The organism is Kaistia sp. UC242_56, from assembly GCF_044452255.1.
GTDB classification, from domain to species: Bacteria; Pseudomonadota; Alphaproteobacteria; order Rhizobiales; family Kaistiaceae; genus Kaistia; species Kaistia defluvii_A.
This window is the reverse complement of the sequence record NZ_JBIOAN010000002.1, coordinates 2783224-2797343: the sequence shown is the minus strand read 5'-3', so window position 1 is coordinate 2797343 and position 14120 is coordinate 2783224. Positions and strand designations below refer to the sequence as shown.

The 14120-nt window shown below is 66.3% G+C and carries 12 protein-coding genes; 7 read left to right on the top strand and 5 right to left on the bottom strand.

Features of this window, described 5'->3' with window-relative positions:
- Positions 1 to 218: 218 nt before the first annotated feature.
- Both ACHMWQ_RS15845 and ACHMWQ_RS15840 read left to right on the top strand, forming a co-directional pair.
- Positions 219 to 1046 carry a DUF2092 domain-containing protein gene (locus ACHMWQ_RS15845; RefSeq protein WP_396308202.1) on the top strand — a complete coding sequence of 276 codons (828 nt, stop codon included), beginning with the start codon at positions 219 to 221 and terminating at the stop codon, positions 1044 to 1046.
- Positions 1043 to 1369: a hypothetical protein gene (locus ACHMWQ_RS15840; protein ID WP_396308201.1), complete on the top strand. Its 327-nt coding sequence runs from the start codon at positions 1043 to 1045 to the stop codon at positions 1367 to 1369. The genes ACHMWQ_RS15845 and ACHMWQ_RS15840 overlap by 4 nt, the downstream gene beginning before the upstream one ends.
- 67 nt (positions 1370 to 1436) lie before the next feature.
- Here the strand turns inward: ACHMWQ_RS15840 and uvrA are convergent, their stop codons facing one another.
- Positions 1437 to 4364, bottom strand: coding sequence for an excinuclease ABC subunit UvrA (gene uvrA / locus ACHMWQ_RS15835; protein WP_396308200.1), 2928 nt, complete (start codon positions 4362 to 4364; stop codon positions 1437 to 1439).
- 286 nt (positions 4365 to 4650) lie between these two features.
- On the opposite strand from uvrA, the gene ssb reads away from it, so the two are divergent.
- A complete protein-coding gene (ssb, locus tag ACHMWQ_RS15830; protein WP_354549319.1) occupies positions 4651 to 5154 on the top strand; it encodes a single-stranded DNA-binding protein in 504 nt (167 codons plus the stop codon).
- Positions 5155 to 5398: 244 nt separating this feature from the next.
- Here the strand turns inward: ssb and ACHMWQ_RS15825 are convergent, their stop codons facing one another.
- On the bottom strand, positions 5399 to 6526 hold the full coding sequence (locus tag ACHMWQ_RS15825) for an iron-containing alcohol dehydrogenase (RefSeq protein WP_396308199.1): 1128 nt from the start codon (positions 6524 to 6526) through the stop codon (positions 5399 to 5401).
- Between the two features lie 136 nt (positions 6527 to 6662).
- Between ACHMWQ_RS15825 and ACHMWQ_RS15820 the strand changes: the two genes are divergently transcribed.
- The 3 genes from ACHMWQ_RS15820 to ACHMWQ_RS15810 are packed head-to-tail and all read left to right on the top strand — an operon-like array spanning position 6663 to position 8802.
- A complete protein-coding gene (locus ACHMWQ_RS15820; protein ID WP_396308198.1) occupies positions 6663 to 7226 on the top strand; it encodes a mismatch-specific DNA-glycosylase in 564 nt (187 codons plus the stop codon).
- Positions 7227 to 7241: 15 nt separating this feature from the next.
- On the top strand, positions 7242 to 7994 hold the full coding sequence (locus ACHMWQ_RS15815; protein WP_396308197.1) for an MOSC domain-containing protein: 753 nt from the start codon (positions 7242 to 7244) through the stop codon (positions 7992 to 7994).
- 25 nt (positions 7995 to 8019) lie between these two features.
- Positions 8020 to 8802, top strand: coding sequence for a glycosyltransferase family 25 protein (locus ACHMWQ_RS15810; protein ID WP_396308196.1), 783 nt, complete (start codon positions 8020 to 8022; stop codon positions 8800 to 8802).
- Between the two features lie 4 nt (positions 8803 to 8806).
- Here ACHMWQ_RS15810 and ACHMWQ_RS15805 read toward each other — a convergent pair whose 3' ends face one another.
- The 3 genes from ACHMWQ_RS15805 to ACHMWQ_RS15795 all read right to left on the bottom strand — a co-directional run bounded on the left by ACHMWQ_RS15805 (position 8807) and on the right by ACHMWQ_RS15795 (position 10906).
- On the bottom strand, positions 8807 to 9127 hold the full coding sequence (locus ACHMWQ_RS15805; protein ID WP_354549314.1) for a hypothetical protein: 321 nt from the start codon (positions 9125 to 9127) through the stop codon (positions 8807 to 8809).
- Between the two features lie 104 nt (positions 9128 to 9231).
- Positions 9232 to 10167 (bottom strand): CHAD domain-containing protein, encoded by a 936-nt coding sequence (locus ACHMWQ_RS15800; RefSeq protein ID WP_396308195.1) that lies wholly within the window; start codon positions 10165 to 10167, stop codon positions 9232 to 9234.
- Positions 10168 to 10249: 82 nt separating this feature from the next.
- Complete coding sequence (locus ACHMWQ_RS15795; protein ID WP_396308194.1) at positions 10250 to 10906, bottom strand: MarC family protein; 657 nt, start codon at positions 10904 to 10906, stop codon at positions 10250 to 10252.
- A gap of 410 nt (positions 10907 to 11316) precedes the next feature.
- Here ACHMWQ_RS15795 and gyrA point away from each other — a divergent pair, with 410 nt between their 5' ends.
- Positions 11317 to 14046 (top strand): DNA gyrase subunit A, encoded by a 2730-nt coding sequence (gene gyrA, locus ACHMWQ_RS15790; protein ID WP_396309460.1) that lies wholly within the window; start codon positions 11317 to 11319, stop codon positions 14044 to 14046.
- Positions 14047 to 14120 lie beyond the last annotated feature (74 nt).

Genomic DNA, 14120 nt, shown 5'->3' with positions numbered 1-14120 from the left:
GCCGCGCCTTGCGCGGCCATTTTCGTTTGCGCCGCTCTTGGCGATGCCGTGTCAATCACGGGAAGTCGAACAAGGGCGCGCCGCCACCCGTGGTAGCATCCTGCCAGCCGGGCGGCCTCGGGGATGCGGGATCCCTGCAGGACCGCCTCGTCCTGGAGGAAGAAGCAATGCTCGAGCATGCATCTACGCCACCAAAGGGGTGGGGCCGGGGCCGCGGGATGGCGATCGCGGCCGGGGTCGCGATGACCCTGGCCTGCTTCGCGCCCGCCTGGGCGCAGGACGCCCCGCAGGCCGCCGACCAGAACCGGCAGGAGGCGATCGGGATCGTCAAGCGCATGGCGCAGTATGTCGGCAGCGAGACCGACATCACGCTCTCCTTTGACAGCGAGCTGGAAGTCGTCACGCCGCAAATGGAGAAGCTGCAGTTCAACAGCTCTGGCAAGGCGCAGATCCACCGTCCCGATGCGTTCCGTCTCAGCCGCACCGGCGGCTATGCGGATGTCGAGCTTGTCTTCGACGGCAAGAGCGTCACGGTTTTCGACAAGAATACCAACACCTACGCCACCGAGCCGCTGAAGGGGTCGACCGACGAGGTCATCGACAAGCTGCGCGGCGACCTGATGCTGGACCTGCCGGCGGCGGACCTGATGATCGCCGACTCCTTCAACGCGCTGATGGCCGACGTGGTCGAAGCCAAGCATATCGGCCGGGGCGTCATCGACGGCGTTGCCTGCGAGCATGTAGCCTTCCGCAACCACGACACCGACTGGCAGCTCTGGGTCGAGGTCGGCGAACGGCCGGTGCCGTGCAAGATGGTGATCACCAGCAAGACGGTCGGGGGCGCGCCGCAATATACGATCCGCATCACCGACTGGCACAGCGGCTCGCAATTCCCGGCCGGCACCTTCACCTTCGCGCCGCCGGCGGGCGCCAAGAAGGTCGATTTCAAGCAGTTGGCGGACGTGGACGAGATTCCGTCGAGCGGCGCGACGCCGACCGACATGACACCCGCCAACGGCGCCGCGACCTCGGGAGAAAGCAAATGACAGAGATCCGTCAAAGTCGGGCTATGCGCCCGGCCATCCGCTTGGCGGCGCTGGCCCTCGGCCTCGCCGCACTTTTCATCTCCGAAGCGCCGGCGCCGCACATGCCGGGCTTCGGTCTCGTCAGCCGGGCCGAGGCGATCATCGGCCGTCCGCTGACCCCGCTCAGCTATGCCGGCGTCGCGCGCCGGACCACGCGCCGGGCGGTCGTCGGCGGCGCCTATGTCGGTGGGGCCTATGTGGCGGCGCCCTATGCCGTGGCGCCGCGCGCCGGCTGCGCGCGGGTGGTCGATGCCTATGGCCGGGTCTACTGGCGCTGCGTGTAGCCGGTCTTGCCAAGGATAAGCCAGGCGGCCGCGCGCCGCCTGGCGACAGGGCAGGCGAGGGCCGCGCCTATTCGGCGGCGACGGCCTTGCGCTTGCGGTTGGCGGCGCGCGCCTTGTCCAACACCGGCTTGAGGAAGTGGCCGGTATAGCTGCGCGGCTCCTTGACGATCTGCTCCGGCGTGCCGGTCGCGACGATCTCGCCGCCGCCATCGCCCCCCTCCGGGCCGATGTCGATGATCCAGTCCGCCGTCTTGATCACTTCGAGATTGTGCTCGATGACCACGACCGTGTTGCCCTGGTCGACCAGCGAATGCAGCACTTCCATCAGCTTGGCGACGTCGTGGAAATGCAGTCCCGTCGTCGGCTCGTCGAGGATGTACAGCGTCTTGCCGGTGGCACGGCGCGACAGTTCCTTGGCGAGCTTGACGCGCTGCGCCTCGCCGCCGGACAGGGTCGTAGCCTGCTGGCCGACCTTGACGTAGCCGAGGCCGACTTCCTGCAGCGTCGCCATCTTGTCGCGAATGCCGGGCACGGCCTGGAAGAACTCGTGCGCCTCCTCGACCGTCATGTCGAGCACGTCGGCGATCGACTTGCCCTTGAACTTCACGTCCAGCGTTTCGCGGCTGTAGCGCTTGCCCTTGCAGACTTCGCAGGTGACGTAGACATCCGGCAGGAAGTGCATCTCGATCTTGATGACGCCGTCGCCCTGGCACGCCTCGCAGCGGCCGCCCTTGACGTTGAACGAGAAGCGGCCCGGGCCATAGCCGCGCACCTTGGCTTCCGGCAGGCCGGAGAACCATTCGCGGATCGGCGTGAAGGCGCCGGTATAGGTGGCCGGGTTGGAGCGCGGCGTGCGGCCGATCGGCGACTGGTCGATGTCGATGATCTTGTCGATGAACTCCAGCCCCTCGATGCGGTCATGCGGCGCCGGATGGATATGCGCGCCGTTCAACCGCCGCGCCACGGCGGCGTAGAGCGTATCGATCAGGAAGGTCGACTTGCCGCCGCCGGAGACGCCCGTAACGCAGGTGAAGGTGCCGAGCGGGATGTCGGCCGTGACGTTCTTCAGATTGTTGCCGCGAGCGCCGATGACGCTGATTTTTCGCGATTTGGAGATCGCGCGGCGCTTTTCCGGCACCTCGACCGAGAGCTCGCCGGTCAGATACTTGCCGGTCAGCGAGTTGGGATTGGCCATCACCTCGGCCGGCGTTCCCTTGGCGATGATCTGGCCGCCATGCACGCCCGCTTCCGGGCCGACATCGACGACATAATCGGCGGTCATGATCGCGTCTTCGTCATGCTCGACGACGAGCACCGTATTGCCGATGTCGCGCAGGTGGCGCAACGTCTCGAGCAGCCGCTCATTGTCGCGCTGATGCAGGCCGATCGACGGCTCGTCCAGCACGTAGAGCACGCCGGTGAGGCCCGAACCGATCTGCGAGGCGAGGCGGATGCGCTGGCTCTCGCCGCCCGACAGCGTGCCCGAATTGCGCGACAGCATCAGATAGTCGAGGCCGACATCGACCAGGAAGGAAAGCCGCTCGCGGATTTCCTTCAGGATGCGGACGGCGATCTCGTTCTGCTTGTCGTTCAGCTCGGCCGGCAGCGTCTCGAACCACTTGTAGGCGTTGCGGATCGACATCTGCGAGATCTGCGCGATGTGGTTGCCGGCGATCTTGACCGCCAGAGCCTCGGGCTTCAGCCGCGCGCCGCCGCAGGCCTTGCACGGCGTCGAGCCTTGGTAGCGCTCGATCTCCTCGCGCGCCCAGTTCGATTCCGTCTCGCGCCAGCGGCGCTCCAGATTGGTGACCACGCCCTCGAACGATTTCTGCGTCTTGTAGGAGCGGGTGCCGTCATTATAGACGAACTCGATCTCGCCCTTGCCGGTGCCGAACAGAATGGCGTTGCGCGCGGCTTCCGGGATCTCGTCCCAGGGCGTCGTCATCTTGAAATTGTAGTGCCGGGCGATCGCCTCCAGCGTCTGCGCGTAATAGGGCGAGGACGACTTGGCCCAGGGCGCGACGGCGCCCTGCTTCAGCGAGACGGAGCCATCCGGGACGACGAGATCGGGGTCGATCTTCTTCTCGGAACCGAGCCCGTCGCATTCCGGGCAGGCGCCGAACGGGTTGTTGAACGAGAACAGCCGCGGCTCGATCTCGGTGATGGTGAAGCCAGAAACGGGGCAGGCGAACTTTTCCGAGAAGATGACGCGGCGCTCATTGCCCTTCTCGTCCTTCTCGTCGGCATATTCGGCGATCGCAATGCCGTCGGCCAGTTCGAGCGCGGTCTGGAAACTGTCGGCGAGGCGCGCGGCAATATCGCCGCGCACGACGATACGGTCGATGACCACGTCGATGTCGTGCTTCAGCTTCTTGTCGAGGACCGGCGCCTCGTCGATCTCGAAGAAGACACCATCCAGCTTGATGCGCTGGAAGCCCTTCTTCTGCAGCTCGGCCAGTTCCTTCTTGTACTCGCCCTTGCGGCCGCGGATCATCGGCGCCAGCAGATAGAGCCGCGTGCCCTCCGGCAGCGCCAGGACGCGATCGACCATCTGGCTGACGGTCTGGCTCTCGATCGGCAGGCCGGTGGCCGGCGAATAGGGAATGCCGACACGCGCGAACAGCAGGCGCATGTAGTCGTAGATCTCGGTGACAGTGCCGACGGTCGAACGCGGGTTCTTCGAGGTCGTCTTCTGCTCGATCGAGATGGCGGGCGACAGGCCGTCGATCTGGTCGACGTCCGGCTTCTGCATCATCTCGAGGAATTGGCGCGCATAGGCCGAGAGGCTCTCGACATAGCGGCGCTGGCCTTCGGCATAGATGGTGTCGAAGGCCAGCGACGACTTGCCCGAGCCGGACAGCCCGGTCAGCACCACCAGCTTGTCGCGCGGAATATCGATATCCACATTCTTCAGATTGTGCTCGCGCGCGCCCCGGACGGAAATAAACTTGCCAGAGGTCGCGCCGGAAAGCCGCGCGTCATCATGCTGAGCCATGTGTCGTCTGTCCAAATGGAAGGGGTTGGCGTGGAAACACCAAGGCCCAAATTTAGGCTATCGGCCTCTCCATACAAGGAGCAGGCCGTGATTGTCGCGGCATTCGGGTGATTCACCTGACGGGATCTTGCCAGTTCGGCATGAATTGTCTAGAACAAAAAGGGAACGAGGGGCTCCGCGCGCCTCCGGGCAGCGATTGTCTGGTGGACAAGGCCCGATTGTCGCGGGCGGGCCGTGTCATTTCGGGATAGTTTGGAGCCAGCAAAGAGGCAAGAAGGAACAGACCATGGCCGGAAGCGTCAACAAGGTCATTCTCGTCGGCAATCTCGGGCGCGACCCCGAAGTGCGGCGCATGAATTCGGGCGAGTCGGTCGTCAATCTGAACATCGCGACGTCGGAAAGCTGGCGCGACAAGCAGAGCGGCGAGCGCAAGGAAAAGACCGAGTGGCATCGCGTGGTGATCTTCAACGAGAACCTCGCCAAGATCGCCGAGCAGTATCTGAAGAAGGGTTCGAAGGTTTACGTCGAGGGCCAGCTGCAGACGCGCAAATGGCAGGACCAGACCGGCGCCGAGAAGTTCACGACGGAGATCGTGCTGCAGCGTTTCCGCGGCGAGCTGACCCTGCTGGACGGCCGGGCCGGCGGCGGCGAGCAGTCGGAATATCAGGGCGGCGGCAGCGATTTCGGTCGTTCCAGCCCGCTCGAGGCCCCGCGCGGCGGCGGCCAGGCGCGCCAGCCGGCAGCCACCTCGTCCTACGCGGCGGACCTCGACGACGACATCCCGTTCTAGGATTTTTGGGACGCCCTGCGCATTTCACCTCTCCCGTGGGGAGAGGTGAACGGCCGTAGGCCGGCGGGTGAGGGCGTAGGAAACCATCCGGTGAGGTCGTAAACCCTCACCCGGCTCTTCGAGCCGACCTCTCCCTCAGGGAGAGGTGAGAGGGTTCGGCGAGATTCGCTGGATTGATGACAGAAAAGCCCGGGAAGCAGCTGCTTCCCGGGCTTTTTCTTTTGGTCAACGCGGCTCGGACCGGTCAGACCATCACGCCGTCGAGAATGGCGCGGAATTCTTCCGCCGTCGCGGCGCGCGGGTTGGTGGCGTAGGAGTGATCGGCCAGAGCCCGCTCGACCACCCAGGGCAGCACCTCTTCGGAGACGCCTAGTGTCTTCAGGCCAAGCGGAATGCCGAGGCGCCGGTTCAGCGCGTCCAGTTCGTCGGCCAGATCGGCCGAGGCGGGCAGGCCCATGGCGGCGGTCAGCCGGTCGATCTTGGCCGGCACCGTCTCGCGGTTGAAGCGCACGATCGCCGGCATCAGGATGGCGTTCAGCGTGCCGTGATGCAGGCTCGGGCTCTTCAGGCCGCCCAGCGCGTGGCTGAGCGCATGCACCGCGCCGAGACCCTTCTGGAAGGCGAGCCCGCCCTGCAGCGCGCCCATCATCATCTCGGTGCGGGCTTCGAGATCGCCGCCATTGTTGCAGGCGCGCTCGATATGGTCCCAGATCCGGCGCGCGCCATCGAGGCCGATCGCGTCGGCCGGCGGATTGATCCGCGGCGAAAGGAACGTCTCGATGCAGTGAGAAAGACCGTCGAGGCCGGTCGCGGCGGTCAGGCCCTTGGGCAGGCCAAGCGTCAGCTCCGGATCGCAGATGGCGCGCTTGGGGATCAGATGCGGGCTGATGAAGCCCAGCTTGCGGCCGTCATTCAGCGTCAGCAGGGCGGCGCGGCCGACCTCGGCGCCCGTACCGGCCGTGGTCGGAATGGCGATGATCGGCGCGACCTTGGCACTGATGCGGGCGACGCCGCCGAGGATGGCGGCATAGGGCTCCAGCGGGCCTTCATGCGTGGCGAGCAGGGCGACGCCCTTGGCGAGATCGATCGGCGAGCCGCCGCCGACCGCGACCACGCCGTCGCAGCCGCCGGCGCGATAGGCTTCGAGCGCCGCCAGCACGGCCGCCTCGGTCGGATTGGGCGGAACGTCGAGGAAGATCGCCGAGCCAGACGGCAGAAGGGCCGTGACACGGTCGAGGAGGCCGGATGCCTGCAGGCCCTTGTCGCTGACGACCAGCGGCCGGGTCACGCCGAGCGCCGTGAGGGCATCGGGCAGGACCGAAACCACGCCGGCTCCGAACTCAATCTGCGTCAGGTAGTTAATCGTGCTCATAAGCGTTCTCTTCCCGGTACGGTATTCAAGGCACGCGGCCGGCGCGGAGATTGGCAGCAATGAACGCGCAGTGACAGATGGTTTTTGCGTTTGCCGTCGGAGCGGGCGCTGTTTTCAGGGAAAGGACTTCGGTTCGATGCCGATATTGCCGGATGTTCTGGCGCCAGGGCTGGATATTGTCTTCTGCGGGACGGGCGCGGGCGCGTGGTCGGCGCGAGTCGGCGCCTATTACGCCAATCCCGGCAACAAGTTCTGGCCGACGCTTCACGCGATCGGGCTGACGCCGCGGCGGATGTCGCCGGGAGAGTTCCCGCAGGTGCTGCAGTTCGGCATCGGGCTGACGGATGTCGCCAAGGAGCATGTCGGCCAGGACACGGCGATCGACCTGGCCCTGGTCGACGCGGCGGCGCTGCGAGACAAGATCGAGCGATATGCTCCGGGCTTCCTGGCCTTCACCAGCAAGCGGGCGGCGAGCCTGTTCCTCGATCTGCCGACGGGCGCGATCCCTTATGGCGAACAGGAAAGGCGGATCGGCGCGACGCGGGTGCATGTCCTGACCTCGCCCTCGGGCCAGGCGGGGCCGCACTGGTCGATCGAGCCGTGGCGCGCTCTGGCGCAGGCGGTTGCGGCCGAGGCTGGACAAGCGGCCGGACTCGCCCCCCAATGCGGCGACAAGACACCTGCCGGAACGGGCGGTTAGGCCACAGGGAAACCCATGACGACGATCGCCTCTCTCTACCGCTATCCGGTCAAGGGATTCTCGGCCGAAGCGCTGGACCAAGCGGAGCTCCGGCCGCGCCATCGCTTCGACCATGACCGCGTCTATGCGATCGAGAACGGCCCCTCCGGTTTCGATCCGGCGGCGCCGGCCTACAAGCCGAAGGCGAAATTCCTCTGCCTGATGAAAAACGCGCGGTTGGCCGAACTGGAGACGCGCTTCGATCCCGCGACACAGGTCTGGTCGATCGAGGGCCACGGTGCGCCGTTCGCCGCTGACCTTTCCGATCCGGCCGGCCGGGCGGCGACGGAGGCCTTCCTGACCGAGTTCATGGGCGAGGAGAGACGCGGACCGCTCAAGGTGCTGTCTGCGCCGGGCCATGCCTTCACCGATGTCGGCAAGCCCTACATTTCCTTCATCAACCTGGCCTCGGTGGCGGCGGTGGCCGAACTGGTCGGTGCGCCGGTCGATCCGCTGCGCTTCCGCGCCAACATCAATCTCGACGGCCTCGCCCCCTGGCAGGAACTGGAACTGGTCGGACGGGAGGCGACGATCGGCGCCGCGCGCATTCGGTTCGCCAAGCGCACCCAGCGCTGCGCGGCGACCAACGTCAATCCCGATACGGCCGCCCGCGACCTCGAAATCCCCGCCACCCTGCTGCGAGCCCTCGACCACATGGACTGCGGCGTCTATGCCGATGTCATCGAGGGTGGTCAAATCGGCGTCGGCGACGAACTCCAGCTAGATTAGGCCGGACTTGGGAGAGGCGGGCTCCATGCGGGTCGTCGTCATCAATCTGGATCGCTCGCCGGAGCGGCTGGCTTCGTTCCGCGCCCAGGCGGAAGGGATGGGCCTCGCCTTCGAGCGCATGGCGGCGATTGACGCGAGGACCGTCGTGGAACCACGCGGGCGGCTGACCGCCGGCGAGATTGCCTGCTTCGAAAGCCATCGTCGCGCCTGGAAGGAACTGGTCGAAAGTGGGGATGGCTGGCTGGCGGTGTTCGAGGACGACGTCGTGCTCGCGCCGGCGCTGGCCGGGCTGCTCGCGGCGCCGGAGCAGCTGCCCGCCCGCGCCGATCTGATCAAGCTGGAGGCGTTCACCGATGAGGTCGCCCTGGCGCGGCGACATCTGGCCTTCGATGGCTTCGCGCTGCACCGCATGCTGTCCCGCCACAGGGGATCCGCCGGCTACCTGATCTCCCGTCGTGCCGCGGCGCGGCTCCTGCAGCAAACCGACGGGTTCCTCCGGCCGATCGACGTCCTGATCTTCGACCCGGACAATCCGGTGACGCGCGGCCTTCGCCTCCTGCAGGCGGTGCCCGCTCTGTGCATCCAGGAACATTTCCTCGCCAAGAAGGCGTTTCGTCCGCCGCGGCATGAGAGCCTCATCCGGCACTCCGGGCCGACGACCGTGCCGCGTCCATCCCAGCTGACCCCGCTAGGTCGGCTGGGGCGCGAAATTCGGCGTCTTGGCACGCAGGTCGTCCGTCTTGCGGCGAGGATTCGCAAGGGGTTTGTCCCGTCGCAGCGGATGGTGGTTCCGTTCGCGGAGTCCTGAACGCTCAGTTCATCGGCACGACGCGCAGGATGCTCCAGCGGGAGGTGCCGGAGACGACGTGCGGCTCCAGCTTCTTGCCCCATTCGACATGGGCCGGGATCGCGGCGATTCCCTCGAACAGGCGTTCGAGCTCGGCCAGGTTCTCGACCATCAGATTGTTCTCAATCGTCGCTTCCAGCGCGCCGATCGAGCCGGTCACCACCGAGGAGCGCTCCGGGTCGACGCCGGCCTTGGCGCCGATCTCGCGCTCCCATTCCCGCATCAGCTCAAGGGCTTCCTTCTTGTGCCCGAAACGGGCGTCGATCTGCCAGCGCGCGATGAACATGATCGGTCCTCCGAAGCCGTGTGGCCGTTCTGTGTGACGGCCCGGTCTTCAGATTAACACGCAGCCCAGCAGGCCGATCTTCACGTCTCCCGGCGCGGCGCGCGTTACCAGAATCGCTTGGCGGCCCTGTATTCGCGCCAGAGCTTGTCGAGCTTCGATAGCCGGTTCGTCCGGTCACGGACCGACCAGCCGCCGATCGCGCCGACGGCGCGCTGCACGACGGGGGACGGTTCCTCTTCGGCGATGCGGTCCAGGCCGTACTGCGTCATCCGCGCCTCGTGCAGCCCGTCCAGCGTCGAATGCAGCGCGTGCAGGTGCTGCCGGTAACGCCGGAACCGGGGCGGGCGCGGCCAGAGCGGGCCGACGAGGTCCATCACCGCCGCGAGATGCCGCACGTCGCCATGCATCTCCTGTTGCGCTTCCTCCGCGAGGCGGCGAATGGCCTTGCCGCGGTCCTGAAGGCGCTTGTCCAACCGCGCGATCTCGCGCCTGGTCCGCACGCGGAATTTCGCGCCGAGGCGCTTGGAGATCGCGCCCTCATCGCCGCGCCAGCGGGGCTGCGAGACGAGGAAGGCGAGCCCGAGCAGCAGCCGCTGCGGCAGCGGTCCGTCGAGCAGGGGGCGCACGCGGCGGTGGCTTTCCAGCCGGGCCGCGGCCGCCGGGTCGCCGAGCGCCGCCACGTCGGCGACGCCGGCAAGCGCGTCGATATGGCTGGCCAGCGTCTCGGCCACCAGCCTGTCCCAGCGGCGGGCGTCGTCGACGGCTTCAATGAGGGTCTGCACGTCGCGCAGCAGATCGTCGAACGCTCCGGCGCCGGAGAGGCGCGTGCAGAGCGCCAGCGTGGTGCTCAGGGCCTGTAGCGCCGCATGCAGGGGTTGGATCGTTTCCGGCATCGGCCGGTCGAGCGCGGCGCGCAGGGCGGCCACTATCTCGGCCTGGCGTTGGGCGAGCAGGATCGCGATCGCTTCATCGACCGTCAGGTGCGAGGTCAGCGGAGAGGCGAGGGCCGCCGCGTGACGGGCATTCTTTCGGTCGGACATAGTCGCCTTTCCTGGGCCACCGGCGAGCGTGCCGGCCGCGGCGCGCATCTCTAGACGGTTCGCCTTCCGCCCGAAAGAGGCGTCAGCCGGCGCGCATCGCCGCCCGGGCGATCTCCGTCACGCCGTCGGCGACGAACTGCACGGCGAGCGCCGAGAGCAGCACGCCCAGCAGCCGCGTCAGCACGATGCGGCCCGTCGTGCCCAGCATGCGGTCGAGCGGGCCGGCGAGCAGGAATACCGCCAGGCAGGCGCCGACCAGCGCGCCGATGATCACCAGCAGGCCGATCAGGCCGAGCGTGCTCGGGGCCGAGGCCGCGATCAGGATGGTGGCCGAAATCGCGCCGGGTCCGGCGATCAGCGGGATGGCGAGCGGGAAGACGGCGAGGTGGTGGATATCCGCCAGCTCATGCACGCGCTCCTCCTCGATCGCCTTCTGCGCATTGGCCAGCTTGCGCTGGTCGCGGCGCTCGAACACCATTTCGAAGGCGATCCAGAACAGCAGCAGGCCGCCGGAGATGCGGAACGCCGCCAGCGAGATGCCCAGGAAGGTCAGCAGGCCCTCGCCGATCAGGGCGAAGGTGTAGAGGATGATCGTGGCGGTCACGGTGGCGCGGATCGCCGTCTGGCGGCGTTGGCCGCGGCTCATGCCGCGCGTCAGCCCGACGAAGATCGGCGCCAGACCGATCGGGTCGATGGTGACGAACAGGGTGATCAGGGCATTCAGAAGGTAATCGAGCACGCCTCGTCCTTTGCACGCTCCGCCGGACCTGGCGTCTCGCAGCATCGCTTGCGGAAAGAACGCCATGGTGACAGGCCGGAGGCGGCTTCGCCAGCCTGATCCGCCACGATCGGGCAGGGTGCGCCGGGCGCAAATCCGCCTGCTACCGCTCCGGCGGCGAGGGGGCGTGGCGGGAAAGGCTGAGCGCGGTGCGACAGGGTCGCGGCAAATCGGCGGGATATGGCGAAAAGCACCCCGAATTCTGCGGTTTTGGCGGGATTCCTTGAGTCCGCCACATGGGGTCTCTATGATGTCTGCAATCGAAACTGATTCCGGAAAATAACTTGTCCGATACCCCCGAGCCGCCACGCCCCGATGAGCCGGGCGATGGCCGCCCATCCGACAACGAAACGATCTCCATCACCGATGAGATGAAGCGGAGCTATCTCGATTACGCGATGAGCGTGATCGTGAGCCGCGCGCTTCCCGATGCGCGCGACGGCCTGAAGCCGGTGCACCGCCGTATCCTCTATTCGATGCATGAGAACGGCTACGACTGGAACAAGTCGTTCCGTAAGTCGGCCCGCGTCGTTGGTGATGTGATCGGTAAGTACCATCCGCACGGCGATGCTTCGATCTACTTCGCCCTCGTCCGCATGGCGCAAGAGTTCTCCATGCGCGTGATGCTGGCCGATGGTCAGGGCAATTTCGGCTCGGTCGACGGCGATAGCCCGGCCGCCATGCGTTACACGGAAGTGCGCCTTGCGAAGCCGGCGCATGCGCTGCTGGACGATATCGACAAGGACACGGTCGACTACCAGGACAACTATGACGGTTCGGAGCGCGAGCCCGTCGTCCTGCCGGCCCGTTTCCCGAACCTGCTGGTCAACGGCGCCGGCGGCATCGCCGTCGGCATGGCGACCAACATTCCCTCGCACAATCTGGGCGAGGTGATCGACGGCTGCATCGCCTATCTGGAAAATCCCGGCATCAGCATCGAAGAGCTGATGGAGATCATTCCGGGTCCGGACTTCCCGACCGCCGGTCTGATCATCGGCCGCGCCGGCATCCGGTCTGCCTATCACGAGGGCCGTGGTTCGGTCCTGATGCGCGGCCGCGTGACAATCGAGACGGTTCGCAAGGAGCGCGAGGCTCTCATCATTCATGAGATCCCGTACCAGGTGAACAAGGCGACGATGATCGAGAAGATCGCCGAGCTCGTCCGCGACAAGCGGATCGAGGGCATCTCCGACATCCGCGACGAGTCCGATCGCCTCGGCATGCGCGTCGTCATCGAGCTGAAGCGCGATGCCGTGGCCGATGTCGTGCTGAACCAGGTCTATCGCTATTCGCCGCTGCAGACGTCGTTCGGCGTCAACATGGTGGCGCTGACCGGCGGCAAGCCGCAGCTGATGAACCTCAAGGACCTGATCCAGGCCTTTGTCGTTTTCCGCGAAGAAGTCGTCGCGCGGCGTACCCGCTTCCTGCTCAACAAGGCGCGCGACCGCGCCCATGTCTTGGTCGGCCTCGGCATCGCCGTCGCCAATATCGACGAAGTCATCCATCTGATCCGCACCGCGCCCGATCCTTCGACGGCGCGCGAGCGGTTGATGGAGCGGCATTGGCCGGCCGTCGACATCGCCCCGCTGGTCGCCCTGATCGCCGATCCGCGCCACAAGCTGGCGGCCGACAACACCTACCAGCTGTCGGAAGTCCAGGCGCGCGCGATCCTCGATCTCCGCCTGCAGCGCCTGACGGCTCTGGGACGCGACGAAATCGCCGACGAGTTGAACAAGCTCGGCACCGAGATCGCCGACTACCTCGAGATCCTGCGTTCGCGCGCCCGCATCGTCGCGATCATCCGCGAAGAGCTGGTCGCGGTGCGCGACGAGTTCGCCACCCCGCGCAAGACCGAGATCCTCGACGGCGGCATCGACTTCGAGGATGAAGACCTCATCCAGCGCGAAGACATGGTCGTCACCGTCAGCCATGAGGGCTACATCAAGCGCGTGCCGCTGGTCACCTACCGGGCCCAGCATCGCGGCGGCAAGGGCCGCTCCGGCATGGCGACGAAGGACGAGGATTTCGTAACCCGTCTGTTCGTCACCAACACGCATACGCCGGTCGTGTTCTTCTCGTCGCGCGGCATCGCCTACAAGATGAAGGTCTGGCGGCTGCCGCTGGCCGCTCCGCAGGCGCGCGGAAAGTTCCTGAACAACCTGCTGCCGCTCCAGGAAGGCGAACGGATCACCTCGATCCTGCTGCTGCCCGAGGATGAGGATCAGTGGGCAACGCTCGACGTGATGTTCGCGACGACGCGCGGCACGGTTCGCCGTAACAAGCTTTCCGACTTCGTCCAGGTGAACCGCAATGGCAAGATCGCCATGAAGTTCGACGAGGAAGGCGACGCGATCGTCGACGTCCAGCTCTGCTCCGAGCATGACGACGTTCTGCTGACCACCGCTAAGGGACAGTGCATCCGCTTTGCCGTCACCGACGTACGCGTCTTCAAGGGACGCGACTCGACCGGCGTGCGCGGCATCTCGCTCGCCGAGGGCGACCGCATCATCTCGATGGCGATCCTGCATCACTTCGATGCCAATGGCGACGAACGCTCGGCCTATCTGAAGATGAGCCGCGCGGTGCGTGGCGAGGTCGAGGATGCGACGGTCATCGAGCACGATGCCGACGAGGCACCGGGCAATGCAACGCTGCCGCAGACGCGCTATGCCGAGATGAGCGCCGCCGAGCAGTTCGTGCTGACGATCTCCGAGAATGGCTACGGCAAGCGGACGTCGTCCTTCGAGTATCGGATCACCGGTCGCGGCGGCAAGGGCATCGTCGCCATGGCGGTGAATGACCGAAACGGCGAGCTGATCGCGTCCTTCCCGGTGGAAGATTCGGACCAGATCATGCTGGTGACCGATGCCGGGCAGATGATCCGCATGCCGGTTGGCGGCGACAAGCCGATCCGGATCGTCGGCCGCGGCTCGCAGGGCGTCATCGTCTTCAATACGAGCGACAAGGAAAAGGTCGTTTCGGTCGACCGCCTGACGGATGTCGAGGAAGACGAGCCGGACGCAGAAGCGCCTGCACCGGCCTCCGATGGCCCGCCCTCGCCGGATGCGCCGCCGGCCCCCGAGACGCCGGCCGAAGGCTGAACGCTCCCTACAAAACGATGACGCCGGCCTCAGGGGAAAGGCCGGCGTCGTCACAAATGATCTTGGGGTCTTCT